We start from the raw sequence: 24,252 nt of genomic DNA on the forward strand, positions 1-24,252 counted from the left end.
TCCAATTTAATCTTGATGCCCGACGGCATACATGACGTAATCGTTATAGCCTGTGATCACTTTTAAGTAACCACTTAGCTGTTCATCTAGTTCAGCATCCCCTGTATCAGCTATCAGTGGGCGGCCATTTAGTGCTTTCAATTTTGTTTTAGTCGCAACTAAAATGATGTTTTCCTTACCAATGCTGCGAATCAGCGTTGGACTTAATTGCTGATTGCCCCGTCCAAAAATGTGACCTTGCCCGCCAATCAGCGTAATGACCAACTTGGTCGGTGTATGCTCAATCGCCGACAGTAGCTGTTGGGCTGTCATGTCTTGACCTATAAGCTGTTGATCCTGAATCAAATCGACACCTAGCAAAGTATTGTCTAAGCCAAGCTCTTCCATAATGGCGGCAACCGTAGAGCCTGAGTCCCATGATGTATTGTTCGTCCGATTCCATTTGAGAAATAACCCAAGCTGCGATGTCGGACAACACCAGCTCATCACTTTCCTTTCCGCCATTTTTTACACTTTGAACGTAGCGCAGTTCACAGGGAACTTGCATTTCCCCATAACGTTTTGCGCGCACCGTACCTTCTCGAAAAGCGGCTTCATCAATATCCATCACATCGGCTTCGGATAGCGTGACAAGCTCACCCTTGATCAACATTTCAACGACTCGTCCTGCGGCCTTCGGCGTGATTGCGTATACGCCCGAATGAATTTTACAACCAGCGGGCACACCTAACACGGCTATTGAATCTTCTACCACAGCGCAAATGTTTCGTGCAGTACCATCGCCACCGGCAAATAGAATTAAATCAACAGATTGTGATTTAAGTATCTGAGCCGTAGCTTCTGTGTCCTCCGGTGTCGTCGTAGCAGGCGCTTGGTAAATTACCTCGGTCTTAAACCCCAATTCTTTGGCTATGCGTTCACCCATTTCACCCGATGCGGTATAAATAGTTATTTGCGATTGATAAGGCAATAATTGTGTCAATGCCATTGCTGTGCGTTTATTTGAAAGTGGCTCAGCACCAAGTGATAGTGCCTTTGCGGCTGTATCCGCGCCATCACTGCCTTTAAGGGCCACACTACCGCCTAATCCAGCCACTGGGTTAACTATGAGTTCCTAGTTTAAACTGCATCTCTAAACTCCTCTGGAAACTGCCATTCAAATTGCGCTTTGGTCAATGGCCAAGACGTGCCGTAATGGGCACTTAAAGCCTGCATTAATGCCTCAGCTCGTGGATTAAAGCCTGTGTCTAATAATGACAACAGCTTTGTGTGGACTTTTTCTTGAAATTGAAAACGGCACGTTGGCGCACCATTTAAATTATCTGCTGATACGTTAAATGGAAATCCCGCTGAAACACTCAACGCCCATTCAATTGCTTGAGGCAACACTTCTACTTTCTCAAACTCAGATTGTTGTTGTTCGTCACGACCATCAGGACAGTACCAATATCCGAAATCGACGAGTTTGCGTCGTTCTTTACCTGCGACAAGCCAATGAGCAATTTCATGCATTGCACTGGCATAAAAGCCATGTGCAAAAATGATACGACAATAAGAGACTTCACCATCAGCAGGAAGATAGATAGGTTCATCTTCGCCTCTTACCAAACGCGTATTGTGAGATGCGTAAAATACATGGTCAAAGAGAGAGATTAAGTCATCAATGTGGTGCATGAAAACAACGACAAAATAGCGGTAAGATACAATGGAGGTGGATTGTACGGCGTTTTAAGAAAGAAGTAAAAGCCACGCCATTAGCTGTATACGCTATTCACATCGCCAATAAATAATTGCGCTTGATTACGGCCTTCCGTTTTTGCTTTATAGAGTGCTTTGTCGGCGGCATCCAAAAACATTTGTGCTGAAATCAAGTCACTAACAATATCATACCCTGCTACGCCAACACTCAAGGTAAGCTGACCTTCCGTGAGAAATTGAAAATCCTCGACCAAGCGATAGGCAAACCGTAATGCAGCATCAGGGCCTGTTTCGGGGCAAATCAAAAGAAACTCGTCGCCCCCCCAGCGTCCTATGAAATCACTCGGCCGAACCGACACTTTCAAAAATTGACTTAACTGTTTGAGCATCGCATCGCCCTTTAGATGCCCGTGTTCATCGTTTAACTCTTTAAAATGGTCGAGATCAACGAGCAATACCGAGAGCTTTCTTCCATAGCGTTTTGCTCGCTCAATTTCCTCAAGTAAAACAGAATCAAGATGACGACGATTGTAAACTTGAGTTAAATGGTCATTTTGTGCTTCGAGTTCCAACCGTTTTTCTTTGCGAATATCTCGCACCACCGCGATATTTACTTTGTGTGAACCTATTTTGGTACTCGATATTGCAACATCAATTGGAATTTCACTGCCCTGTTTTGTAATGCCGATGATTGGTAGTCCATCACTGCTTTTACGTCGCATACGCGAGCGACCGGTAAACTCGCCACGGTCTTTGACGTGCTGCTCTCGGTATTCTTGAGGGACTAATTGTTCGACTTTCAGCAGGAGCATTTCTTCACGTAAATAGCCGAATAAATCACACGCAGCTTGATTAACTTGTTGTATTTGACCATCATCATGCACATAAATCACGGCGTCAGGTGTCGCATTAAATAACATCTTACGCTCTCGAATGAGTTTTACGCAGAACCAAAGCGCTAATAAGTTAAAAAGCGCAACACACGTCAGCAAAGGCATAAATACCCAGCCGCCTAATTGAGTTTGTTTTAGAGATTCTGCCAATAGCCTTTTTTGGTCATATTGCGCTTCAATAAATTCCAATGAAATATTTCGTCTTAGCACTTCAAACGCTTTTTCAGCAAGTGAGTCATCCACTTTAACCTGTTCATCTAGTTCTGCGATATTTTGAGAGAGTGTCTGTTGATTGAATGCAAAATTGAGTTTTTCAATGTACAACTCAAGGGTTGATCGAATAGCAACTAAAGCATTTTGCTCTTCTAAACTTAGGGGATAATTGTCAAACTCATCTAACGCCGCACGAAGTTCAACGGCTTCAATTTGGGCTGTGTCGAAGTAGATAGTTTGATGGCGAAGAATGTAGTTTTTAAAGTGATGGATAAATCCATTGTAGCCAAAGTGCCGTTCCATTTGTGTGAGTAGCTGTGACTTGCTTAACACAACCTCAGCATCTTGACGCCATGCCTCATTCAATGAACGTATGTTGTCTGAGATGTTTTTTGTCCAAACAAGTACGAGTGCATTCACACAAATCGTGAACACAACAACACCGACGATTAGTCCGTAGATCCTTCGTTCCATTTTTCCTGCACGACATCGACTTAATGTATTAACAGTATAGATTAAGTTCAGAAAAAAAGACGAAAAAAGCCGCATTACAGCGGCTTACATTTCGGGGATTTGAGCTAAATATCTATTTCCAGTCAGCTTAGGAGATAGAACGGTTTAACCTAATAGTATTGCTTGCCGTTCTCAGCCATTGCCATCAACGGTTCCGCTGGTGAAAACACCGGATTGTCCGTCGCAAACGTCGACAATTCTGAACACACTTTGCTAATACCACGTTTGTCCATATAGCTGAATGGGCCACCTAGGAACGGCGGGAAGCCGATACCGAAAATGGCGCCGATATCACCGTCTCGGGCAGAAGCGATAATACCTTCATCCAAACAACGTGCGGCTTCGTTGAGCATTTGAGCAACACAACGACTCGCAATTTCTTGTTTATTCAAACGTGGTGCGACCGTGACGCCGAGCAATTCGTAAACTGATTCGTCTACTTTTTTGCCTTTTTGTTCATACTTGTAGAAACCACGACCTGTTTTACGACCAAGGCGTTTTGCATCAATCAAACGGCTAAACGCATCGGGCGCTTTAAATCGCGAACCCAATTCTTTTTCAAGGATTGGTGCAATCTTAGAACCAATGTCGATACCTACTTCATCGAGCAGTGCAAGAGGTCCAACTGGGAAGCCAAATTCAACAAGGGCAGCGTCAATCTTCTCAATCGGCTCACCGGCTAACAATAAGTTAGCTGCTTCATTGACATACGGCGCAAGAATACGGTTTACGTAAAAACCGGCTTTGTCTTTAACAACAATCGGTGTTTTACCTTGCTTGCGAGAAAACTCCACGGTACGCGCAATCGTTGCCTCACTGGTGCCTTCGTGTGGAATAATTTCTACTAAAGGCATTTTTTCTACTGGAGAGAAGTAATGCAAACCAATCACATTTTCCGGACGCGTCGCTTTTTCAGCAATTTGGCCTATTGGTAATGACGAGGTGTTGCTTGCGAAAATCGTGTGTTCACCACATTCACGTTCGATGTCAGCCACCATGGATTGCTTCAAATTTAAGTCTTCAAATACAGCTTCGATGACCATGTCCATGTGTTTGAAACCGCTGTAATCCGTCGCACCCGTGATACGATTCATCACTAATTGCACATCCGCTTTAGACATGATTCTGCGTTTCATACGCTTAGACAGGATCTTATAGCTGTAATTCATCGCATTGCCGATACCTTGGTGCGCAACGTCTTTAATACGAACCGGTACAGAAGCTTTCACCGCACTTACGTGAGCAATACCCGCGCCCATTAGACCGCCACCGAGGACTGCAACACGGCGAGTTTTAGGTGCATCTTCGCTTTTCCACTCTTTTTTCATTTCCGTGGTTGCAAAGAAAATACCACGAAGTGCCACTGACACTTCACTCATCACCAAATCAGCAAAACCTTCCGCTTCTGTTTTGTACGCTTTCAATTCATCAAGTTCTACGGATGCACGTACCGCCTTAATGATGGCGATTGGCGCTGGATAGTGACCACCCGTTTTCTTCAGCACATTTTCTTCTGCTTTCTTGAAAATGATGTTGCGACCAAACGGATTAGACTCCAACAATTGGCTGATTTTATCAAGACGCGGCATACGTGGCTTTGGTTTACCCGCTCGAGCGAGACGAATTGCAACATCAAGAAGAATGCTTTGCGGTACTGCATCGTCGACGAGACCTGCTTTTTTAGCCTGTTTCGCAAACACCTGTTTGCCCGTTAACATCCACTCAAGCGCTTTTTGAATACCAACCAGTTTAGGTAAACGCTGCGTACCACCACCACCTGGCAATAGGCCAAGTTGTACTTCAGGTAAGCCAAGTTTTGTCATGTTATCCGTTGAACAAACACGGTAATCACACGCTAATGCGAACTCCAAACCACCGCCAAGCGCCGCACCATGAATCGCGGCAACCGTTGGGAAAGGCAGCTTTTTCATCTCAAAAAAGGCTTTTTGACACATTTCAGACAGAGCCAGTGCATCCGCGCGAGATTTCGCACTGTCTAGCATTTTGATGTCTGCGCCTGCGATAAAGTTATCCGCTTTACCACTGACAAAAACCATACCGGTTACGTCGTCCGCACGGCCTTTTTCGATGATCTCAGCAAGATCACCGGCAAAGCTGTCACGTAACGTATTCATCTTTTCGCCAGGGACGTCAATGGTCACAATCGCGACACGATGGTCGTTTAACTCGTAACTAAATACCGACATTATTCGCTCTCCAATACAAACGCGGCGCCCAAGCCACCCGCAGCACAAGCTGTGGTTAGACCTAGACCACCACCACGGCGTTTTAGCTCATATAAAGTTTGTGTGATAAGACGAGCGCCAGTTGCCGCAAATGGGTGACCGTACGCGAGTGAGCCGCCGTTAACGTTAAATTTATCCATGTTGATCTCACCAATCGCTTTACTGCGACCTAATTGCTCTTGCGCAAACTTGTCAGATGCAAACATTTTCATGTTTGCCAACGTTTGTGCAGCAAAGGCTTCATGCATTTCGATAAGATCTAAATCTTGCAAGGTAATGCCAGCACGCTCTAGCGCCACAGGCGTTGAATGCGCAGGACCCATAAGCATGTCATCATAAACACCAATCGCAGAGAACGCGAAGCTGCGGATATAACCCAAAATGTCATAACCCAATGCTTTTGCTTTGCTTTCACTCATTAGTAATACTGCCGCAGCACCATCTGTTAATGGTGTTGCATTCGCCGCCGTTACTGTGCCATGTTGACGGTCGAATACTGGTTTCAACTTCGCATAGCTTTCTAAAACAGAGTTTTCGCGGATGTTGTTATCTTTGTCGATAAAGCTCTTGTACGGCTCAACATGTGCAGCCATCACTTCATCTTTCAGTAGACCATCAGCCCACGCTTTCGCTGCCAAAGTGTGCGAACGGTGCGCTAGCGCATCTTGATCCGCTCGGCTAATGCCGTGCGTTTTCGCCATTTGTTCCGCAGTTTGGCCCATAGAAAGACCCGTTGAATATTCAGCCACCGCTGGCGGTACAGGCATAAGGTCTTTAAAACGAAGTTTTTTCAGAATGTTGAAACGCTGTCCAAGTGTACGCGCTTTGTTTAAGTCAACCAGACTGCCGGCCAATTTTTTACTTACGCCAATCGGAAGCACAGACGAAGAGTCAGCACCACCGGCAACACCAACAGACACACTGCCAGCAATAATAGACTCTGCTACGTTTGCAATTGCTTGGAAGCTTGTTGCACACGCGCGCGATACAGAATATGCGTCAACTGACACAGGCATGCCCGTACCAAGCACGATTTCGCGTGCAATATTTGGCGCTTCTGGCATTTGAACCACTTGGCCAAATACCACTTGATCAATTTCTTGTTTGTCGATGTTTAAACGCTCGAGCATTTCATTGACAACGATTTTACCTAAGTCCACAGCAGGAACGTGATGGAACGCGGTTGCTTGCTTCGCAAATGGAGTACGTAGCCCAGAAACTACCGCAATGCGGTCGCCTTTTGTTGTTTTTAGTATATTTTGTTTAGACATTAACTTTCTCTCCCGTAGACAGGTCTGACCTGTTGGTTTTCCCCGATTCTAAACAACCCGACACATAAAGCCAATAGCAAATCACATTTTGCTTAAAAAAACGCCACATCAATTTGGCCCTCGTTACCATGCTTAAACGATGATTTGTTTAAATAAACGGCAAACGAAGTATAGATGAAATTTTTTGGGAACTTTCATGAATTTGTTAGTCTAACTATCACGCAAGATCCTCCTGCCCCTTAAGCTAAGCTCTTGAGATTCTCAAGGAAAGCCCCCATAGAGCAGGAATCATTTTATCACGGGCAAACGCGCCCACTAGTTGGTTTAATTTGTCATAAAAGGACAAACTCCCAATGGCTGTAAATAAATTTATCGAACTAAAACAGTATCTAGACACACAAATTATTGGTCAGCCTCAACTGACCGAAGCCCTGTTGATTGCGTTACTTGCTGATGGCCATTTGTTGGTCGAAGGCCCGCCAGGTCTTGCAAAAACACGTGCTGTGAACGCACTAGCAAAGGGTGTTGAGGGTAATTTCCAACGCGTCCAGTTTACACCTGATTTACTGCCGTCTGACATCACAGGTACGGACATTTATCGCCAACAAACCAGTGAATTCGTGTTTGAAAAAGGCCCTCTTTTCCATAACTTAATTTTGGCTGACGAAATAAACCGAGCGCCAGCTAAAGTTCAATCAGCATTATTAGAGGCCATGGCTGAACGCCAAGTTACCGTAGGCAAAACTACTTACAAATTACCAGAGCTGTTTATGGTCATGGCGACCCAAAACCCGCTTGAGCAAGAAGGAACGTATCCGCTTCCTGAAGCTCAGTTAGACCGTTTCCTCATGCACTTGAATATTGATTATCCAAAAGCGGAAACGGAGTTGGCTATTCTTCGTTTAACTCGTGGCGAAGCGCTAGAGCAAGCTCAAGTTAACTTTGAACCAATCTCGCAAGCTGAATTATTCAGTGCTCGTAAACAGGTGTTGTCATTACACCTTGCGGAGCCTGTGGAGCGCTATCTTGTTGAGCTAATTATTGCAACACGCGATGCCCGCAAACTGGATGACAAATTAGCTGCATGGCTTGAATTTGGTGCCAGTCCTCGAGCGACGATTGCACTAGACAAATGTGCCCGTGCGCATGCGTGGCTACAAGGTCGAGACTTTGTTACACCGGAAGACATTCAGGCTGTAACCGCGAATGTACTGCGTCATCGTATCATTTTAAGTTACGAAGCTCAGGCCGACGGCATCACTAAAGATGAAGTTATTTCTCGTATTTTGAACTTAGTTCCAGCTCCTTAAGCGATGATTGAAACCATTCAAAACACACAACAGTGGATGCAAGATACGCATTGCACTGGCGCACATGTCGGATTAAAAGAGTTGCTTTACTACAAACGTAAAGCAGCACTTTTGTCGCTTGTGCCGAAACAAAAAATAAAAAGTGCATCAGCAGGTCAGTACCTCGCGCCACAAAAAGGGCGAGGAATGGAATTTGCTGAAGTGAGACAATATCAATATGGCGATGACATTCGTGCTATTGATTGGCGAGTGACCGCTCGCACAGGTGAAGCCCATACGAAATTGTTCCAAGAAGAGAAAGAACGCCCTGTATTCGTGTTGACGGATCTGTCCTCGAGTATGGTTTTTGGCAGTCAGCTTCTTCTTAAATCAGTGCAAGCTTGTCACCTCAGTGCGTTGTTAGCTTGGTCAACTTGTGCACGAGGCGACCGACTAGGTGGAATCGTGTTTTCCGAGTTCGGTCATCATGAGCTAAAGCCCACCGCGAGAGACAAAGGCGTGTTGGCGCTTTGTCATCAGCTTGTCGACGTTCATAACATCGCTCTGGATAATCGCGATACCCCAATGCCGAGTAAATTTGCAGATAACCTTAAACGCCTCGCGCATTTAGCAAAACCTGGCAGTATGGTTTATCTCATTTCCGATTTTAGTCAGCTTGATGACAGTAGTTTCAAGCAGTTGGAAAGGCTAAGTCGACACTGTGAACTCATTGGTTGCCACATCAGTGATCCATTTGAACACCAATTGCCAGCGTATAAAGACGCCGTGAAAGTCTACGCGGGCAGCACTGACTGGACTTTACCGCTGATGGACAAAACATTCCGTTCACGTTATGCCGAAAAAGCAGCCGAACAATTTCAATCTCGCTTAGCGCGTTTACGTCGTGCTGGTATGCAAATGCGCACTTTTAGTGCCGCACAACCACTAGAACAGCAATTGCACAGGTAGTTTAACATGCCGTCGTCACCTTTAGATGCTCTTAAAGATGTGATCCCACCGACTGAAGTCAGTTGGTGGCCGCTCTCTTACGCGGCTTGGGGATTAATTGTCGCGACGTTACTCGTCTTGACACTCATCATTTTATTTATTGTGAAGCGTCAACGCCATTCGCGCGCTAAGCGTGAAGCAACACAGCTGGCAAAGCTTGCTGAGTCGTCGCTGTCACTGCACACCTTGTTAAAACGGTTAGTAAAACATTATTACGGCGTAGAAATGGCAAGTTTGCCTCAAAAACAATGGCTTCATATCCTGAACACCGTTTCAAACGTGACGTTTACCACTGAGGAACTGCAAACCATCTATAGCCCCAACGGTGCAGAAGCACTCTTCGACAAGTTTTCGCAAGCCATTACGACGTTTAAAACACGAGAGAAGCTTACGTTGGAGGCCTCAAATGTTTGAATTTAGCTGGCCTTTGGCATTTTTATTATTACCACTTCCATGGCTCATCGCCTTGGTCAAACCAACACCAGCCAAACAACCTCTGAAACTGCGCATGCCAAGCTATGCGACTATTGCAACTGGCGGCTCACTTAGTGAACAGCAAAAAAGATATCTTAGTCTTTCTGAGGCCATCGTCTGGATAGCCCTTGTGTGCGCGCTTGCAAACCCAACCTATTTGGATGACCCTGTCGTATTACCTAATGAAGGCCGTGACATCATGCTTGCGGTCGATCTTTCTGAATCAATGAAAGAACAAGACATGGCGTATCAAGGTGGCTACGTAGATAGACTGTCGGTTGTCAAAGCGGTGCTTGCTGAATTCATTGAAAAACGTCAAGGTGACCGCCTTGGCTTGATTCTGTTTGGCGACACGGCGTTTTTGCAAACCCCATTAACCCGCGATTTAGACACGGTTGCAAAAATGCTCAATGAAACACAGATAGGTCTCGTTGGTCGAGCGACTGCAATTGGTGACGCAATTGGCTTGTCAGTTAAGCGGTTCGAGCAAAAAGAAAAGAGCAATCGCATCCTCATCCTACTCACCGATGGCCAAAATACCTCAGGGAATTTACAACCTGAAGAAGCGCTGACGCTTGCACGCGATGCTGGTATTAAGGTTTACACCGTTGGCGTTGGCTCAGATGGTCGCGGTGGCTTTAGCCTGTTCGGTATGGGTGGACTTTCCATGGGGAGCAGTATCGATGAGGCTACGCTTAAGCACATCGCTTCTGAAACGGGTGGTCTGTATTTTCGTGCGAAGGACGTAAAAGGCTTACAACGGATCTACGAAGAACTGGATAAACTGGAACCGATTAGTTCTGACAACCAAACATTCCGACCAACCTTAGCGCTTTTCTATTGGCCATTGCTTATTGCGCTCGGCTGGATTGCGCTGGTCCTTATCATAAAAAGTGCAAAGTCCATTCTACGGGAGAACAACTAATGCAGAATTGGCTTATCGACTTTGTTTTTTTACGCCCTGCTTTGCTTTGGCTATTTATTCCGTGGGCAGTGCTGACATTACTGCAATTTGTTAAGCAACAACAAAGTAAACGTGGTTCGCTTATTGCGCCACATTTGTCACATATTGTGCTTGGCAATACGCACACTAAAGTGATTAAACAACGCCCTGTTTTATTAAGTACGTTTTTGGCGCTCGCGATTATCGCCGCTGCAGGACCGAGTATTGAGAAACAAGAAGTCCCTGTTTACTCAGCAAAGCAAGCTCGCGTACTTGTAGTTGATATGTCCTACTCAATGTATTCAACCGACATCGCGCCAAACCGACTTTCTCAAGCGCGTTTTAAACTCATGGACATGGTGGAGCCTCTTTTCTGAGGGTGATACCGCGCTTGTTGCCTACGCTGGCGATGCGTTTACGGTGTCACCATTGACCAGTGATGCCGCTACATTGAAAAACTTGATCCCAAGTTTAAGTCCGCAAATAATGCCAAGCAAAGGCGCAAACTTACTCGCGGGTATTGAACAAGCCAAAATGCTTTTGGAACAAGGCCATTACGCCGATGGGGATATTATTCTAGTAACGGATGATGTGGAACAAGAAGAAATCGGCGAAGTGAAGTCAATGTTGGCGTCGACTAAATTCCGCTTGAGTGTATATGCTATCGGTACTCGTGAAGGGACCCAATTTCACTCCCTGAGGGTGGATTTCTTAAAGACCGTTTTGGCCAAATTGTGGTTCCAAAACTCAATGTCGCCTTACTAAAGAATCTTGTTTCGTCAGGCGGATTGTTTGCCACTTACTCACCGTCTGATGAGGATATTAAGACGTTTGCACCGCGTATTAATCATGCCGAAGTCAACAAAGCAAAAAGCGAAAATGTAATGTGGCGCGTTGACGCAGGTATCTACCTACTTGTGTTACTTGTTCCGATTGGCCTAGTGCTCTTCCGCCAAGGTATATTTCAATTTGCCTTGTTGATGTTTGTTTTCCTTCCTCTTGATAAAAGCTACGCCATGGAGCTTCCTAGCTGGCTGCAAAATGACGACCAAAAAGCGCTATCAGCCTATCAGAAAGGCGATTTTTCATCTGCGTCGTCAGCACAAATGGATGAACTCAAGGGGGCTGCACTGTATAAGCAAGGCAATTATGAAAAAGCAGCCGAGTTATTCAAGAACAGTACATCGGCTGAAGGCCAGTACAACTATGGCAACGCGCTTGCTCAACTAGGTCAATTGGATGAAGCACTAGAAGCCTATGACAAAGCGCTCAATCTCGACCCAGACCTCGCGCAAGCAAAAGCGAATAAGCAGTTGCTTGAGCAAATGAAAAAACAACAGCAACAGCAACAGCAACAGCAACAGCAAGATACTAACCAAGATCCCGCTCAACAAAACCAGCAGCAGTCTGAAAATCAACAAGGTTCAGACGCGCAAAAAGGTTCACAGTCAGAAGAGCAACAAGGAGACAAACAGCAGCAAGGGAAAGAACAATCTGGTGATGAACAACAAGGCGGTCAATCTGAAGGTGAAAATCAAGATGCAAGTGATGCTGAGCCTTCAAAATCATCCAAATCAGATGGGCAAGAAGGTCAAAATAATCAACCAGACATGCAAGCTGAACCGAATAAGAACCAGCAAGCAGGTAAAGAGGATGAAAAATCGGATGCTCAAGAGCAGATGATGAACGACGCCCAGCAACAAGCTCAAGATGAAAAAGAGCCACAGCAAGCAGGTCTTGCGGATGAAAAGGCAGATGGTGAGGACAAAGACAACAAAGCTCAAGCGCCAATGGTCAGCGGTGATCCCCGCCCACTGACGCCAGAAGAACGTGAAAAAGCCGAGAAAATTAAGCAGCTACTCAGAAAAGTACCGGATGAACCGTCTATTTTGCTGCGCAATAAAATGTTACTTGAGGCCCAACAACGTGGTCGTGAACGCTATCTTAAAGGAGTCGAAAAATCATGGTAATGCGTTTTATAGGTGGTCTATTACTGCTTGCCTTGAGCCAATTTTCTTTTGCTGCCGACGGTTTAACGGCAAGTGTAGATAAAAATCCCGTTCTTGTCGGCGAGTATTTTACGCTCACGATTGAAGCAACCGGCAAAGTCGGTGGCGAAACGCCTGATACTCAAGAACTTGCCAAAATTTTTAATGTTGGACCAATGAGTACAAGCTCTCGTACGAGCATTATAAACGGTAGCATTAGCAGCAGCACCACATGGCAAATGCAGGTGCTTGCACGCCGCGCCGGTGAGTTCACCATTCCTGCGTTTTCGGTCTCAGGAATGACATCAGAACCAATAACGCTCAACGTGATCCCGCGGGACCAAGATGGCGGAACACAAAATGACGTGTTTGTTAAAGTGGCGCTTCAAGACGGCCCATTATACGTTCAACAAGCTGCGCTCTATACGGTTAAGCTATACGTTGGTAAAGAGCTTTTGGATGGTCAACTCACTGCACCAGAATTAGCTGACACCCAATTTACACTGCTGGGTAAACAAAAAGAAGAATATGAAATAGTGGATGGACGTCGATACTTTGTCGTGACCCGCGAGTATTTGATGCAACCGAATAAAAGTGGCCAATTCACTATTGACGGTCCTATCTTCAACGGGCAAGTTCGTGAAGGCTATCGAAGATTGGCAATTTCAGCCGTTGGGGAGAGTGTGGCTTTAGACGTTAAACCTATCCCTGAAAACTTCCCTGGTGCTTGGTTACCTTCTGAGTTAGTGCATTTAGGTGAAGAATGGAAACCCACTGAGGATACCGTTACAGTTGGAACCCCCATTACTCGTACGCTTACGCTTACCGCCACCGGCGTAACACAAGAGCAGCTACCTGAAATCAGCGTACCACAAATTGATGGTTTTAGAACTTACCCTGATGACAGCGAACGTAAACAAATCTCTAGAGACGGTCGTATTATTTCCCAAATGGTGAGACTCAATCGCCCTACTCCCGCAAAAACCAGGCACGTTTACGTTACCTGAGTTAAAGGTCGCTTGGTTTAATACGAAAATGGGGAAAACGCAGTATGCCTCTGTTCCTGCTCGTTCAATTACCGTCATCGCGGACCCTAATGCACCAAAAGCCCCTACGCTCCCAGAAGTGCAAAAAACGGAGCCAGAAACACCTCAAATCGATACCATACCTCAGCAAGCATCGATGCCGACAACGATGATTCAAGCTGAAAAATCGTGGCAAGATTGGCTATTGCTTGTGAGTGGTTATGTACTTTGGGTACTGACGTTAGGGTGGTTTTTATTTAAAAAACCAACTCCCGCTTCAGCAAAAGTCACATCATCCACGGTCACACAATCAGACCCAATGGTTGAACTGAATGCGGCAGCTAAACAAGGTGATACCAAGCGTTATTACCAAGCGTTAATGTCTCTTACCTCTAAATTAGGTGCAGCAACGCTCTCAGATTGGGCCAGTAAACAAAATGACGCGTCGTTAAGTCATGAGATTGCAAATCTGCAGGCGACTCTTTATAGTTCAAACAATCAACAGGTGGACTTACCAACGTTACATAAACTCGTCTGTGCCGCGTTAAAACAGCACGCGAACAAAGGCAAAGTAAACGGCAACTCGCTTGAAACGCTTTATTAATTAAGCCAGTTGCAAAACGCCTGATTTATCGCGTTTATGTAAGAAAACACCAAGTATTTAAAACGGGGAGAATATCGATTCTACCCCGTTTTAATTTTGTAGGCCGCGCTTGAACATAGGGTTTACAGACCATTCAAAGCAAACAGAAAGTTTGTTGAAATAAAAATTTAAAAACGAAGGTCTAACTAGTATGACCACAAAACAACAACGCTATGAGCAAATGGTAAGAACCTATCATACTGAGTTGTATCGTTTTGCTTATTGGCTGTGTGGCGATGCTACGATTGCCGAAGATTTGGTACAAGAGACCTTTCTTCGAGCATGGCGCTCGCTGGATAGCTTGCAAGATGAAAATGCAACAAAGCCTTGGTTAATTACCATTTTACGTCGTGAGAACGCACGACGATTTGAACGTAAACAATTTGATTATGCTGATGTGGAACAAGATACGCTGGAAGACAAAGAGCGTTTCACACTCGATGACGAGATGGAACAAACGGTCATTCAACGCCACATCAACAATTTGGAGCCAGAATATCGAGAGACTCCTGATTATGCAGGTGGTTATGGGATTTTCTGGAGATGAAATCGCAGACATGTTAGAGCTGAATAAAAACACGGTAATGACGAGACTTTACCGTGCCAGAAACCAGCTCAAAGAGGCCTTAATGAACGTAAAAACACCAGTAAGAGGAGCGCAATCAGATGGATGAACTTGAATTTCGTCGCCGTCTTTATGCCGATCCTTTTGACAAGGACGTTCACGAAATGGCGAAAAACAACCCTGATCTACAAGCACAGCTTGACGACTTTCTTTCATTTGAAGCCGCAATGAAAGAAGCAATGGACATCCCTGTTCCTGAGGGGCTTGCCGATCGCATTATTGCAAAAGCTCAGGAAGCACAAACTTCAGAATCCATGACGCCTGAAGCGCCACACAAGCCGGTTACTTGGTATAGACGACATGCTGGTCCATTTGCAATGGCGGCATCTATTTTCGTTGCAACCACCGTGTATTTCCTGTCGGCAACCCCGACCGCAGTGCATGCCAACGAGTATGCTTTTGAACACGTCTACCATGAAATGGGCGCGTTTAAACTGACCGATGCTGTTTCACTGCAAAAAGTGAATGAAAAGCTCGCAACATTCGGAGCTAAGCTGGACGATTTACCGGGCAAAGTGACCTACGCAACGTTTTGTAATTATCGTGGTAAAAAAAGTTTGCACATGATTTACCAAAGCGAAGATGGTCCAGTGACGGTATTTGTTGTGCCTCGTGAAGACAGTTTTAGAGAATCAGGTCGTAGTTTCTTTGACGATCGCTTTAGTGGTCTTATTAACCCGATGGAAAAAGCGGACGTTATCTTAGTCGCGAATTTAAATACGCCAATTCAACAATTTGCAACCGATTTCACCAGCCAAATGGAATGGTTATAACGCTTCGCAAATTGCATTTTTGATGTAATGAATCCAAAGGCTCGCAAAAGCCTTTGGATTTCGTCGCATAACCCCCATATTTAATCCTAAAGATCTATGTCTTATGTACCCAATTTAATTAGAATTGGCGTCAGTATTTTTTAATCGAGGAAAGGTATGAAACAACTCATTACCATGTTGTCTTTAGTGACATTTTTATTTGCCACCAGTTTTGATGCGTTTGCAGCAAAAAAGTTTGGCAGCAAAAAGAAATCAGGAAAGACGCAACAAACTCAAACGGCTCAGCCGAAGCAACAGGTAGACACTAAAACATTACCTGCAAAAACAGCACCTAAGTCTTCGAAAAAAGGCATTATGGCGGGTGTACTTGGCGGCTTGTTAGCCGGTGGTTTAATTGCGGCAATGCTTGGCGATGATTTTGAGGGCTTTCAATGGCTTGAAATGATTCTATTTGCTGTGCTTGCGTTTGTAATATTCAAAGTCGTGAAAGGTATGATGGCGCGTAGACAACAACCAGCATACGCAGGTGCAGGTGCAAGTTCGAGTCCGTATTCAACTGCGCCACAACAACCTTACCAGCAACCTTCCCAACCTCAGGCTTTTACACCTACGTCGTCGGGCTTTAGTTCAAGTACGTCTGATGTGCCGTTCAATTTACCGCGTGATTTTGACTTAAATGGCTTCCTACGTGGCGCTGAAAATCACTATCGTACGGTACAAAAAGCGTGGAACGAAAACGATTTCGCGACAGTTAGCGAATACCTGAGTCCAGAGCTAATTGAAGAGTTTAAAGCCGAACGCGCTGAGCAAGGTCAAGTTTCTAACGAAACGTTGTTCTTAAGTGCTGAAGCGGTACGTGCGGATGTGAAGCTCGGTTGTATGGGAAATCAGTGTGATGTTCCGTGGTAAGTACCGTGACAACATTGAAAATGTTGAAGAGCCTATTCACGAAGTTTGGCACCTTGAGCGCAAAACCGATGCGAATGCACCTTGGCTTATCGTTGGTGTTGAAAACTTAGCCGCAGACTAAGTTCCAATACACTATTTAAACCAAAGGCAACCTCGTGTTGCCTTTGTTATTTCAGTCGCCCCATTTCAATATAAACGAATATTATCAAACACTTTTATAAATTATTGGCGTATCATGCGGTCATATAAAGTCTTTAAGTAAGGATCGCGCTATGTTTTTACGCCACCTATTATCTCCTGTTTCATTATTAGCATCGTGCTTGGTATGCACATCGTCTTTCGCGTCTAGTTTGTTTCCTGAGATAACTCAACCAGTCGATGCCAATGATCGTTTCGTCTTCTACTCTCATGGTTACATCGTTGAGGGTGACAATCCTACCCCTATAGAGACTAAGCATGGTTTTGGAATATACGATTTTCCTGCGATTAAAGAGGCTCTCGCTGATGAGTCCTACCACCTCATGGCACACCATCGCCCCAAAAACACAGACCCTTTTGCCTATGCACAAGCGTTCAGTGAGCGCATTCGCGAACTGGTTAAGCTAGGCGTATCACCTTCACATATTACGCTAGTGGGTTTTTCACGAGGTTCTTTTATTACAGGACTAACATCCAATTTACTCGCTGATGTAGGCGTTAATACCGTGCTGTTGGCAGGATGCGGCCGCTTGATTGCTAAACAGCATCAAGACGTTCAAGTCTACGGGCATGTGTTGTCTGTCTACGAGAAGTCAGACCGTTCTGGTACTTGTGATGCCTTGAAAGCAAAAAGCCCACATACACTTTCCTTTGAAGAATTTGCCATCAATACGGGTTTAAATCACGGGGCCTTTTATACTCCCAACCCTGTTTGGGTCGAACCAGTTAAAGCTTGGATCTTGAAAAAACAGGCACTGTGATCGGTGAAACTTGCTATGTAGTAGTGCAAAGCTGAGCTTGTGTTTAAGTTAGCCTTTATTTTGCTAGACTTAACCTTCTCCAGTCATGCTTAAATGACCAGAGAAGGTTGATATGTGTTATATTTTTTCTCTAAATTCATAATATGCCAGCAAGGCTTTTGGCACTGAATAATATGGATTCTCTGAATGTCCGACATTTTCACTGTAGTGGTGTGCATAATAGAAATTCACAGGTGCATTTGATTCAATAGCTGATAATAAACCTTTGAACGACCCTGTGATAATCTCGTTTTCATTACCTCCAATGCTTAAATACAAAAATAAAGGTTTTCCACTAAGTTCAGTTAAACCGTTTTTAAAATTCTGAACTACAATTGAGTTGTCGTACCAAGCAGCCGGGCTAAACGCAAAATAACCATTAAACAATTTAGGTTTAGTAACAATTGTATATAGAACAAAGCTTCCACCAGCAGAGAAACCGCTAAGTACTCGGTTATCATTAATTGAGTACTTATTTTCTATAAAAGGGATTAATTCGTTTTCGATAAAAGATAAAAATAAATCTGCTTTACCAAAGATCTCTGGGGAATTTTCCGTACTAGGTCTAGCTTCTATTTGAACATCTTTTCTAGCGTAGGGAGGTACCAAATCTCTGTTTCTTGTATCTGTCCAGAACAAGTTAGGGATTGAGACAATGACGGAATCTTCAATTAACTTTTTTTCAGACAACGTTGTAACGCTTTCGTGCCAACGATTTAAGTTGAAATTCCCATCTAATTTTATGATTAACGGATAACTCTTTTGGCTATCGTATCCCTTTGGCAAACGAACAAATACCCTTCTTTCTTCTGAAAGATAATCTGAATAGATATCGTGATCGATGAACTCTGAAGTGTAGTGCTCAAAATATTTCGATGAAAGTACATAAGCTCCAATTAAAAACAATATTGCAAGTAATGAAGTAAATACTAGCTTAAGTGAAATTTTCACCAGTTCCTTCCTTTAAAATTAGCGACGAATGAGCGCAAGCCAAGCGTTTTGCGTCCATGCCATGATGGCTTTGTTATACGCCAGAATACACAAAGTATTTCTCACCAACCTGCTCACTCTGGATATTGCCATCAAGAACTCGAGCCCGTTTTAGTTGAACTTCACTAAGAATGTTCTTTCCAAATACAGCTCTTAAATCACCAGATTCATAGTTTACGATCCATTTTAGGCGGTCATATGTAATGTAAGTAGAAGCGCCTCCAAAAAAGCCTTTCTTGATTTTGGATTCAGAAAAAGTGTCATATGAATCATCAAACTGCAATTCAAAGCCACTACTTATGGGGTAAAACGGCGAGACAGCCTTCACTACATCTTCAAACGATGGGGTGTAACAATCTGTGTACCACCATATAATTAATTCACTGTAAGTTTGATTTTCCAATATCGCGTCTAATAAGAGATTAAAACCTAGCTTACCTTCAGTTTTACCTGTAAGTGCGTAGTATTTCTCGTGGCCTTTAGCATTCAATTTGCTTTTAAATGCTTTGATACCAACAGAACCACCTTTCCTTATCCCATATGGTCCATGAATAACGTAACTCACAGGTATTTCACTGAATTGCTCTTCAAAAGCTTTAAAAACACTATCAATAAGTTCTGGTCTCGAAATACCAACTTGATCATCCTCGATAGAGTACAGTTTTATTGCTGTGACTTTATTCTTCTTTCTAAAAAACATATCGAAAACTCAATTGGCGTATAACGCCTTAATAAACGGCGAAAAATAGCAGGCTAAACTTAGCGAAGAATGAGCGCAAGCCTGCTGTTTTGCGTCCATTGTTTAATTAACTTGTTATGCCACTAGCGCTCACTGATTGCGACTTTGCCTGCCAGCCCAATAAGCAGAACTCCCGAGACACCCTCAAGTGCTCGTGAATAACGCTGAGAATTTGATCGACTAAAAACCCAACTACCGACTGAGGCATATAAAACGTTACACAGCGTAGCTAATGCGCTGAAGAGCAAACCAAGCACTAATAATTGCATTGATGCGGAGCCCGTAGATGTATCGACAAACTGAGGTAAAAATGAAAGGAAGAATAGTGCTACCTTTGGGTTCAAAACACTAACAATAACGCCTTGTATAAATACATTTTTGTTGGTTTCAACACTTTTACTAACCACTATTTTACTGCCTCCACGCCACATAGATAGCAGAGACTGAACACCTAAATATACTAAGTAAGCGGCACCCAACCATTTTACCGCACTAAAAGCTACAGCAGAGCTGAGGATTATCGCGGACAAACCTAAACACGCAGCTAATGTATGTACAAAGTAGCCAACACCAAGACCAATTGCAGCTTTAAATCCAGTTGCAAGCTTGCCTTTCATTGTGTTTGAAACGATGTAGATTACATCTGGGCCAGGTATCATATTGATAGCCAGACAAGTGACCACAAATAGTAATATTGCGTTTAAATCCATTTCCTTTCCTCCATGTTGAACGTCTTGTGGCATAACGCTCCACTACGGAGCGAGTAATAGTTGGCTAAAATGTATAGCAAAGCGAAACTGAGCCAACTGTTACGAGTCTCGCTTCAGTGGCTTGTATGGATAATACACCCATCTTAATTACTCTTTTTATACCGATTTAGGGTAAGGTGAGGCCCAAGCTTTAGCTGCAACTAAAGCCTTCTTTTACAGTAGTTCGATTGAGTGATGGCTCCTCCATTGAGAGACCGATAACAAGAAAGAACGCTGTAAAAGACTCCAAGCATCACACTCGAATAGTCTACTGGGCCTCGAGTCCGCATTATGCAAGCAAGAGTTAGCTTATATGAACACGAAACCAAATCAAAGCATTAACATTGGCGTTGATACCGGTAAATTTAAACTTGATATTTACATCCGTCCGCTGGATATCTACTTCACCGTTTCTAACGATGACAAAGGGATTAAAGAAGCTATTAGCAAGATTAAAAAGCACCAGCCTGAGCGCATTATTATTGAAGCAACAGGTCGCCTTGAAATGTCATTCATTATGGCATGCGCTAAAGCTGGTTTACCTTTTGTAATTGCCAATCCTGTCCACGTAAAACGCTTTGCCGGGGCGATTGGTCAACGTGCAAAAACCGATAAACTCGATGCTAAGCTGATAGCCCATTATGGCGAGGCTATTAAACCTGCACTCTCTCAGCTCAAGCCTGAGAATATGCAGCTTATGAGTGATTTAGTCGCGCGTAGAAATCAATTGCTCGTTATGCAAACTATGGAGAAAAATCGACTCCAAATCTTGCCAAAAGAACTCGCTACAACGATTAAACCTATCCTGACTGCATTTAAAAATCAGATAGCTAAAATAGAAAGTAAAATCGTCAAATTAATCGAGTCATGCCCTGAATATCAAGCAAAAAATCATCTACTTCAAAGTATGAAAGGGATCGGTAAAATAGCTGCTGCATCCATCATTAGTAACCTACCTGAGACTCGGTTATATGACCAATAAACAAGCATCCGCATTAGTGGGGGTTGCACCAATAAACCGAGAAAGTGGTCGCTTTAAAGGGATGCGAAAAATACAAGGTGGGCGTCATCAAGTGAGAACCGTTTTATACATGGCCATGATGTCGGCAATACAATCTAACCCGGTTTTTAAAGGCCAATATCAAAAGTTAGTGGCTGCAGGAAAACCTAAGAAAGTAGCACTCATTGCCTGTGTTAGGAAGATGATTGTTATCTTAAATTCGATGCTAAGAGACGGGGTAACTTGGGAAGCGCCAAAAGTCTAAATTTAATTATTGACGCCATAGTCACTTGTTATATTCCGTAATCACAAACCTCTTTGCCACTTTTGTGGATACAGCCCCTTAAAACAAATGTCTAAGTATTCGTCAGCCGTAATATTTCCCCGCTTAAACGCTCTCCAAAAGTAAGCTAACGAGGTAATAAAGCAGGAAAAGTAAAGGCATAATACCAATACTAGAAAAGCGGACATAAAGCCTAAAAAAACCAAAAAGCCATCAAAGTTACGCCCTGGTTCATCCATTGGAATGCCAAGAATTTTTGCGATTTCAAACAACAGGTTGAAAGCGGCTATACCGCCCATCAAGCATCCAAAACCACCTACTTTTTGCGATTTTTTATAAAAGTATGGTTTTAGATTTTTTTGGCTTTCGATAGATTTTAAAAACATATCTACCCCGAGGAATATAACGCCCCACTAAGGAGCGAGTAATAGTTGGCTAAAATGTGGAGCGAAGCGAAACCGAGCCAACTGTTGCGAGTCCCGCTTCAGTGGCTTGTTAGCTGTACTGTAATCCGTAACCACATATAAGCCAAAAATATTTTCTTGAACTTCAATCATAAGCTCGTTACCTACTGATTGAGAATTCCAAAATTTTTCACCGACTTTTAGATCTAACGTACCGTATTCTGCCGGAGCAATAGCCAATATATAGCTAGTCGATTTTCCTCTGCTAATTCTTTTTTCGGTTATTTCTGTATTCAAGTAGTTAGGCTCACCAACTAACATGTAAGAATTCGAGAAACCTATAACCGCGAGAAAAAAGAACATATACGTTGTCTTACGCTGGCTTCTAAAAAAATTCCTTTTATCTACAAAACTATCCCAAAGTTCAGAACGATTACGCTTTTTGTGCAAAATAAGCCCTACGATTAAACCAAATAGAGCTGTTCCTAAGGCTAGTTCGAAACCATAAAAGGTGCTGTTCACGGTTTCGATTGAAAACCAAACACCTAATATTAGGAAAATAAACCACAGAAATTGAGACGTTTTATCAGTTTTCATAAGTACAGCTAACGCCTAATTTAGGGGCCGGAGCTGCGTAGCAGCGGAGGTCCCAGCCCGCTTGCGGGCGACTACAATTACTTGTTATGCCAGTTGGCCCTCAATTTTGGAGCTAACTCTTATGTGCTCCATCATGTCACTTAAAACAAAAGTAAAGACATAAGAGATTGTTTTTAATATTTCAACCATGTCGTCTGTAACATGGAGAGTTAAATCATTCATAGAATATGAAACGCCATCGTCTTCCTTTAAAGTCGGAGAAAAAGCATCGGCGTCTGAGTGAGCTATCATTTTATCTCTTACCATTTCTGCTTCTTTAATCGCTAGATCTATTTCGTTGTGATGTTTGAAAAGATAACTCTTCATCACATTAATGATGGGCTTAATTACCTTATTTCCCCCACCAAATCTAGCAACCTTTCCTGACTCGTCACCACCTGAGCTTTTTAAGGCCTTTACAAAATACAGTATTCCAGAGAATTTTGCCGCTCTATTGAGGTGAAAAAGGTGTTCGTCAAATTCTTTATATACTCCCTTTTTCTTTCTTAGTATTCGATCGCAATTTTCTTCAACAAACACGGAAGCCTCTAAATAACTATGGGCCATACTGAAATCAGCCAGCATTATAGAAAGGCGTAGCATGTGAGGTTCTGAAAGCTCCTGATATTGCCCTCCAGATCTAACAAAATCTCTATATATAATAAGAGACTCTTCTACGATCTTTTCTCTGATATTAGGTTCTTCTGCATTCATACTAATTTAGCTTCCCTTCATGGCATAACGCTTGGTTCAGGTGCGCAGCAGGCGTCACCTGGAACCACTTGTTAGGCAATTTTATATCAGGTTAAAATAAACTCTGACAATTTTCCCATCATATTTCTCCGCATAAACAGGGTATATACCGTCTCCTAATACTGTTCTTACAGCTATTCCTGCACCTTCATGACCTAGCTGAAAAGGTAGTGAGCCATAACCTCTTTCTGATAGAGTTGAGTAACAAGCGCCTGCGTAAGAGAAGTCAACCTTGCTTGAATAGTCAAACTCTATTTGCTCTAACCTTCCAGAGGCTATGAGTCTCATTTACTGTTTCATCAAAGCCGGCAATTTTTGCTTCATAGTTAGAGAAGTCTTTTCTAAACTGGTAAATGGCACCTGTTTCTTTATCCTTTAGCAAGCGGATATCTTCAAATTCAGTGTCTTGCCATTCTGAGTCGATATAGCATGGATCCGTTATCATCAACTGACCGCTATCTACGGCAACAAACCCCATTTCTTCAATTTCATATTCAGCGTCAGAGGAAAATAATCTAAATTCGTCATCATCGTCTTCTTCAAAGTCAAGCTCCAGAAGTTCCATAGTTCTTCTGATGTCTTTAGATTTTTCGACTTCACTTTTTAGTCGGTGTACCTCTTGCGTCTTCGCTTTTAGTTCTTGGGTATGCTCTTGCTTATCATCATTAAGCCTTAAAATTTCTTCTTCTCTGATTTTAATTCTTTCATTAAGAATCTTTTCTATATTTTCAGGACTTTTCTTTTCGAGTTCAGAATTCTTGTCCTTCAAGAAAGAAATATTTTTCTCTACTGCCTTTATTTGCTCATCTTTTGACTTAAGACTTGCATTCAAATTTTTGATATAGACGCTATATATCCAACCTGCTACCAACAATGCAAAGGCATTAGCCCCTAGTTGCAGGTAATTTAAAATTTCTTCCAAGATGAACTCCTCCTTACGCCTAACGTATTAGTATTTATGGGACACGTTGTTTGTGTCACATAATCCCTTGTTGAACTGAGGCGCTACCTGCACGTAGCTTGGTATCGTTTATGCTATGGGAATTTGCTTTTTTAAGCCTAAGGGGCAAGTGGGTGATTTGCTCAATCCTTTATCTTACTTTGCGCTTCCTAGCATCGCTCAGTCGTGTTTTTTATGTTTCTATTACAGCGAATTAAGGGGCTGTAAGCAATCTTTTTTAAACCGCGC

General features: G+C 43.3%; 22 protein-coding genes and 4 pseudogenes. 14 read left to right on the forward strand and 12 right to left on the reverse strand.

All coding sequences use genetic code 11. From position 1 onward, the window contains the following. Positions 1–6 precede the first annotated feature (6 nt). The 5 genes and pseudogenes from J5O05_RS03850 to fadI all read right to left on the reverse strand — a co-directional run bounded on the left by J5O05_RS03850 (position 7) and on the right by fadI (position 6,834). Positions 7–1,130 (reverse strand): annotated as a pseudogene (locus J5O05_RS03850) (ATP-NAD kinase family protein). Then, positions 1,120–1,674: an elongation factor P hydroxylase gene (locus tag J5O05_RS03855; RefSeq protein ID WP_208843671.1), complete on the reverse strand. Its 555-nt coding sequence runs from the start codon at positions 1,672–1,674 to the stop codon at positions 1,120–1,122. The pseudogene J5O05_RS03850 and the gene J5O05_RS03855 overlap by 11 nt, the downstream one beginning before the upstream one ends. Before the next feature lie 80 nt (positions 1,675–1,754). Next, complete coding sequence (locus tag J5O05_RS03860) at positions 1,755–3,278, reverse strand: sensor domain-containing diguanylate cyclase (RefSeq protein WP_208843672.1); 1,524 nt, start codon at positions 3,276–3,278, stop codon at positions 1,755–1,757. A gap of 149 nt (positions 3,279–3,427) precedes the next feature. Next, positions 3,428–5,524 (reverse strand): fatty acid oxidation complex subunit alpha FadJ, encoded by a 2,097-nt coding sequence (fadJ, locus tag J5O05_RS03865; RefSeq protein WP_208843673.1) that lies wholly within the window; start codon positions 5,522–5,524, stop codon positions 3,428–3,430. Beyond that, positions 5,524–6,834, reverse strand: a complete 1,311-nt coding sequence (fadI, locus tag J5O05_RS03870; protein WP_208843674.1) for an acetyl-CoA C-acyltransferase FadI — start codon at positions 6,832–6,834, stop codon at positions 5,524–5,526. Before fadI ends, fadJ begins: the two co-directional genes overlap by 1 nt. 353 nt (positions 6,835–7,187) lie before the next feature. Between fadI and J5O05_RS03875 the strand changes: the two genes are divergently transcribed. From J5O05_RS03875 to J5O05_RS03920, 13 genes and pseudogenes are all read left to right on the forward strand, one after another. Continuing rightward, positions 7,188–8,144 (forward strand): AAA family ATPase, encoded by a 957-nt coding sequence (locus J5O05_RS03875; RefSeq protein ID WP_208843675.1) that lies wholly within the window; start codon positions 7,188–7,190, stop codon positions 8,142–8,144. 36 nt (positions 8,145–8,180) lie between these two features. Then, positions 8,181–9,092, forward strand: a complete 912-nt coding sequence (locus J5O05_RS03880) for a DUF58 domain-containing protein (protein WP_425281517.1) — start codon at positions 8,181–8,183, stop codon at positions 9,090–9,092. Positions 9,093–9,098: 6 nt separating this feature from the next. Further along, complete coding sequence (locus J5O05_RS03885; protein WP_208843677.1) at positions 9,099–9,545, forward strand: DUF4381 domain-containing protein; 447 nt, start codon at positions 9,099–9,101, stop codon at positions 9,543–9,545. Then, positions 9,538–10,530, forward strand: a complete 993-nt coding sequence (locus J5O05_RS03890; protein ID WP_208843678.1) for a vWA domain-containing protein — start codon at positions 9,538–9,540, stop codon at positions 10,528–10,530. The genes J5O05_RS03885 and J5O05_RS03890 overlap by 8 nt, the downstream gene beginning before the upstream one ends. Next, positions 10,530–10,925, forward strand: a complete 396-nt coding sequence (locus tag J5O05_RS22665; RefSeq protein WP_341874702.1) for a hypothetical protein — start codon at positions 10,530–10,532, stop codon at positions 10,923–10,925. The genes J5O05_RS03890 and J5O05_RS22665 overlap by 1 nt, the downstream gene beginning before the upstream one ends. After that, on the forward strand, positions 10,828–11,313 hold the full coding sequence (locus tag J5O05_RS22670; RefSeq protein ID WP_341874703.1) for a VWA domain-containing protein: 486 nt from the start codon (positions 10,828–10,830) through the stop codon (positions 11,311–11,313). Before J5O05_RS22665 ends, J5O05_RS22670 begins: the two co-directional genes overlap by 98 nt. Further along, positions 11,283–12,518, forward strand: coding sequence for a tetratricopeptide repeat protein (locus J5O05_RS22675; RefSeq protein WP_341874704.1), 1,236 nt, complete (start codon positions 11,283–11,285; stop codon positions 12,516–12,518). Before J5O05_RS22670 ends, J5O05_RS22675 begins: the two co-directional genes overlap by 31 nt. Further along, on the forward strand, positions 12,512–13,543 hold the full coding sequence (locus J5O05_RS21590) for a BatD family protein (protein ID WP_244369770.1): 1,032 nt from the start codon (positions 12,512–12,514) through the stop codon (positions 13,541–13,543). Before J5O05_RS22675 ends, J5O05_RS21590 begins: the two co-directional genes overlap by 7 nt. A gap of 28 nt (positions 13,544–13,571) precedes the next feature. Then, entirely contained in the window at positions 13,572–14,165 is a 594-nt protein-coding gene (locus J5O05_RS21595) for a BatD family protein (RefSeq protein WP_244369772.1), read from the forward strand. A gap of 190 nt (positions 14,166–14,355) precedes the next feature. Further along, positions 14,356–14,878: pseudogene (locus tag J5O05_RS03905) on the forward strand (sigma-70 family RNA polymerase sigma factor). Continuing rightward, on the forward strand, positions 14,871–15,602 hold the full coding sequence (locus J5O05_RS03910) for a DUF3379 family protein (RefSeq protein WP_208843679.1): 732 nt from the start codon (positions 14,871–14,873) through the stop codon (positions 15,600–15,602). The pseudogene J5O05_RS03905 and the gene J5O05_RS03910 overlap by 8 nt, the downstream one beginning before the upstream one ends. Before the next feature lie 156 nt (positions 15,603–15,758). Next, positions 15,759–16,632, forward strand: a pseudogene (locus J5O05_RS03915) (Tim44 domain-containing protein). Positions 16,633–16,783: 151 nt separating this feature from the next. Further along, positions 16,784–17,470 carry an alpha/beta hydrolase gene (locus tag J5O05_RS03920; protein WP_208843680.1) on the forward strand — a complete coding sequence of 229 codons (687 nt, stop codon included), beginning with the start codon at positions 16,784–16,786 and terminating at the stop codon, positions 17,468–17,470. A 117-nt stretch (positions 17,471–17,587) separates the two neighbouring features. Here J5O05_RS03920 and J5O05_RS03925 read toward each other — a convergent pair whose 3' ends face one another. From J5O05_RS03925 to J5O05_RS03935, 3 genes are all read right to left on the reverse strand, one after another. Next, a complete protein-coding gene (locus tag J5O05_RS03925) occupies positions 17,588–18,460 on the reverse strand; it encodes an alpha/beta hydrolase (RefSeq protein WP_244369774.1) in 873 nt (290 codons plus the stop codon). Between the two features lie 73 nt (positions 18,461–18,533). After that, positions 18,534–19,199, reverse strand: a complete 666-nt coding sequence (locus J5O05_RS03930; protein ID WP_208843681.1) for a hypothetical protein — start codon at positions 19,197–19,199, stop codon at positions 18,534–18,536. 122 nt (positions 19,200–19,321) lie between these two features. Beyond that, on the reverse strand, positions 19,322–19,948 hold the full coding sequence (locus J5O05_RS03935; RefSeq protein WP_208843682.1) for a LysE family translocator: 627 nt from the start codon (positions 19,946–19,948) through the stop codon (positions 19,322–19,324). A 352-nt stretch (positions 19,949–20,300) separates the two neighbouring features. On the opposite strand from J5O05_RS03935, the pseudogene J5O05_RS03940 reads away from it, so the two are divergent. Beyond that, positions 20,301–21,252: pseudogene (locus tag J5O05_RS03940) on the forward strand (IS110 family RNA-guided transposase). 41 nt (positions 21,253–21,293) lie between these two features. Here the strand turns inward: J5O05_RS03940 and J5O05_RS03945 are convergent. The 4 genes from J5O05_RS03945 to J5O05_RS03960 form a co-directional block, all read right to left on the reverse strand. Beyond that, positions 21,294–21,656: a hypothetical protein gene (locus tag J5O05_RS03945; RefSeq protein WP_208843683.1), complete on the reverse strand. Its 363-nt coding sequence runs from the start codon at positions 21,654–21,656 to the stop codon at positions 21,294–21,296. A 27-nt stretch (positions 21,657–21,683) separates the two neighbouring features. Continuing rightward, a complete protein-coding gene (locus J5O05_RS03950) occupies positions 21,684–22,271 on the reverse strand; it encodes a hypothetical protein (protein ID WP_208843684.1) in 588 nt (195 codons plus the stop codon). An 84-nt stretch (positions 22,272–22,355) separates the two neighbouring features. Then, positions 22,356–23,024 (reverse strand): hypothetical protein, encoded by a 669-nt coding sequence (locus tag J5O05_RS03955; RefSeq protein ID WP_208843685.1) that lies wholly within the window; start codon positions 23,022–23,024, stop codon positions 22,356–22,358. A 283-nt stretch (positions 23,025–23,307) separates the two neighbouring features. After that, on the reverse strand, positions 23,308–23,985 hold the full coding sequence (locus J5O05_RS03960; RefSeq protein ID WP_208843686.1) for a hypothetical protein: 678 nt from the start codon (positions 23,983–23,985) through the stop codon (positions 23,308–23,310). Between the last annotated feature and the right edge of the window lie 267 nt (positions 23,986–24,252).

It is taken from the genome of Pseudoalteromonas xiamenensis (assembly GCF_017638925.1).
Lineage (GTDB): Bacteria > Pseudomonadota > Gammaproteobacteria > Enterobacterales > Alteromonadaceae > Pseudoalteromonas > Pseudoalteromonas xiamenensis.